Annotated in this window: 4 protein-coding genes; 3 read left to right on the plus strand and 1 reads right to left on the minus strand. The window is 75.5% G+C overall.

Annotated features, from left to right (window positions below; translation table 11 throughout):
• The 3 genes from AB0I76_RS27975 to AB0I76_RS27985 all read left to right on the plus strand — a co-directional run.
• Positions 1-396 (plus strand): acyl carrier protein (locus AB0I76_RS27975; RefSeq protein ID WP_357041550.1); only part of this gene is annotated, 396 nt, incomplete at its 5' end.
• Between the two features lie 4 nt (positions 397-400).
• Positions 401-1,210, plus strand: coding sequence for an alpha/beta fold hydrolase (locus tag AB0I76_RS27980; RefSeq protein WP_357041553.1), 810 nt, complete (start codon positions 401-403; stop codon positions 1,208-1,210).
• Positions 1,211-1,220: 10 nt separating this feature from the next.
• Positions 1,221-1,784, plus strand: coding sequence for a flavin reductase family protein (locus tag AB0I76_RS27985; RefSeq protein ID WP_357041556.1), 564 nt, complete (start codon positions 1,221-1,223; stop codon positions 1,782-1,784).
• Between the two features lie 74 nt (positions 1,785-1,858).
• Here the strand turns inward: AB0I76_RS27985 and AB0I76_RS27990 are convergent.
• Positions 1,859-2,276, minus strand: a 418-nt coding sequence (locus AB0I76_RS27990; RefSeq protein ID WP_357041559.1) for a hypothetical protein, incomplete at its 5' end; no start/stop codon positions are given.

The following is a 2,276-nucleotide window of genomic DNA, read 5'->3' on the forward strand; positions in this document are numbered from 1 at the left end:
GCCGGTGCCCGGTTCCTGCCGAACCTGCCCACCTACCCCTTCCGGCGCCGGCGCTTCTGGGTCGACGAGCCGGTCGGCGCGGCCGGCGGGTCGGCGGAGACCGCCGGCGGGGACGTGGCGCCGTTGCCCACCGACCGCGCCGGCATCGAGGCGTACCTGATGGCCGAGCTGCGCGACGTGCTGCACGCCGACGAGGAGCTGGACCCGGGCCGGTCCTTCCTGGAGACCGGGGGTGACTCCTTCGTCTCCACCCTGTTCATGACCCGGATCGAGGAACGGTTCCAGATCGCGCTCACCCCCGAGGACCTGCCCATCGACCGCCCGCTGGCGGCGCTGCTGGCGACGATCGCCGACCACATCACCGGCCGCCCGGTCGCGGCCGGAGGACGGGAGTGACCCGATGAGCGCCTTCCTCCGGCCGAGGCCGGTACCCGACCCCGACCTGCGTCTGGTCGCGTTCCACCATGCGGGCGGCTCCGGCAGCGCCTACTTCCCGCTCAGCCGGGGCATCCCGCAGGAGTGGGACCTCCTCCTGCCCGACCTGCCCGGCCGGGGCCGGCGGCACCGCGAGGAACCGCTGCGGGACATCCCCGGCATCGTCGCCCGGGTGGTCGAGGACCTGCTCGACTGGGCCGACGCGCCGCTGGCCCTGTTCGGGCACAGCCTGGGCGCGGTGGTCGCGGCCGAGACGACCCGGGCGCTCGGTGCGTACGGCGTCGAACCCGTCTGGCTCGGCGTCTCCGGCCGCCCGGCCGCCGGTTACCGGGGCCCGAAGGCCACCCTGCCGTACGACGTCTCCGACGACGAGATGCTGCGTCACCTGTTCGCGCTGGGCGGCATGCCGGACCGGATCCACGAGGTGCCCGAGTTCCGCGCCCAACTGCTGCGGCTGGTCCGCGCCGACCTCGGCGCGCTGGCCGGGTACGTCCCGTCGCCCGTCCGGCCGCCGCTGACCGTGCCGATGACCGCCTTCGGCGGCGCCGAGGACGACTGGGCGCCACCGGCGGCGATCGCGGCCTGGGCGGAGGAGACCACCGGACCGTTCCGGCGGCTGCTCTTCGCGGGCGGGCACTTCCACTTCCTCGGCGCCGCGTTCGGGTCCTTCACCGCCGCACTGGTGGCGGAGGTCCACGCCGCGACCCGATCCACCTCCCGGCCCCGGCCCACGCCCGGCGTGGTCGCCGCCGGAGCCGCGTCACCCCCGGCGTGAGGAGCCCACCATGAACACCAAGGACCAGCTCGTTCCGGCCGACACCCCGCCGGTCGACATGCGACCCCTGATGGCCAGCTTTCCGTCCGGCGTCACGGTGACCACCGCGCTGCACACCGACGGCCGGCCGCGGGGGATGACCTGCACCTCGCTGTGCAGCGTCTCCCTCGACCCGCCGATCCTGCTGGTCTGCCTCCGCTGCGGCAGCCCCACCCTGGAGGCGATCGCGGCGAGTCGCTCCTTCGCGGTGAACCTGCTGCACGACCAGGCTCGGGCCTTCGCCGAGTTGTTCGCCTCCGGAGCGGTCGACCGCTTCGAGCGGGTGCGCTGGACCGTCGGCTCCGGGGCCGGCGGCCCGCACCTGCTCGACGCCGCGCACACCATCGCCGACTGCGAGGTGACCGACGACAGTGTGGTCGGCGACCACGCCGTGGTGATGGGCCGGGTCCGGGCGGTCACCCGGCTGCGTCCGCAACGACCCCTGCTCTACGGCCTGCGCCGCTACGCCACCTGGGCGGACCTGGTCGACGGCAGCTACCTCTCCTCCGACGCCCAGGCGTTCGACTGGTCCTGACCGCTCCCGCCGCCCGCAGGGCTCCTCCGACCCGGCCGGACACCCGGATCCGGCCCCGTCGACGGATCGCCCGCTCAGGACGGTACGACGAGTGCGTCCCGCGCCGTGGCCCCCGTCCCCGCCGGCCCGGCCTCGACCGTCTCGGCCGGCGCGTCCGGCTCGGCGAGCCCGCTGTCGGCTGCGAAGCGGGCGATGCGCTCGGCCAACCGGGCCGAGGAGGCGGCCGACACGATCGAATGGTGGTCCTCCGGCCAACGTTCCACGGTCAACTCCGGGCAGACCGCTCGCCAGGCGGGCACCGGGTCCGGGCGGGCCACCCGGTCGGCCACGACCAGCAGCGCCGGCGCCACTCCCCGGGCGGGCCGGTGGGCGGCCAGCGCGGACAGGTTGTCACCGTGCACCCGCACCAGCCGTCCGTACCCGTCCTCGTCCAGCTCGACCGGGAGCAGGCCGGCCCTCCGGGCAGCGGCGTGCGCGGCTCCGGCCAGTCCG

Source organism: Micromonospora sp. NPDC049799, assembly GCF_040656655.1.
GTDB lineage: Bacteria > Actinomycetota > Actinomycetes > Mycobacteriales > Micromonosporaceae > Micromonospora.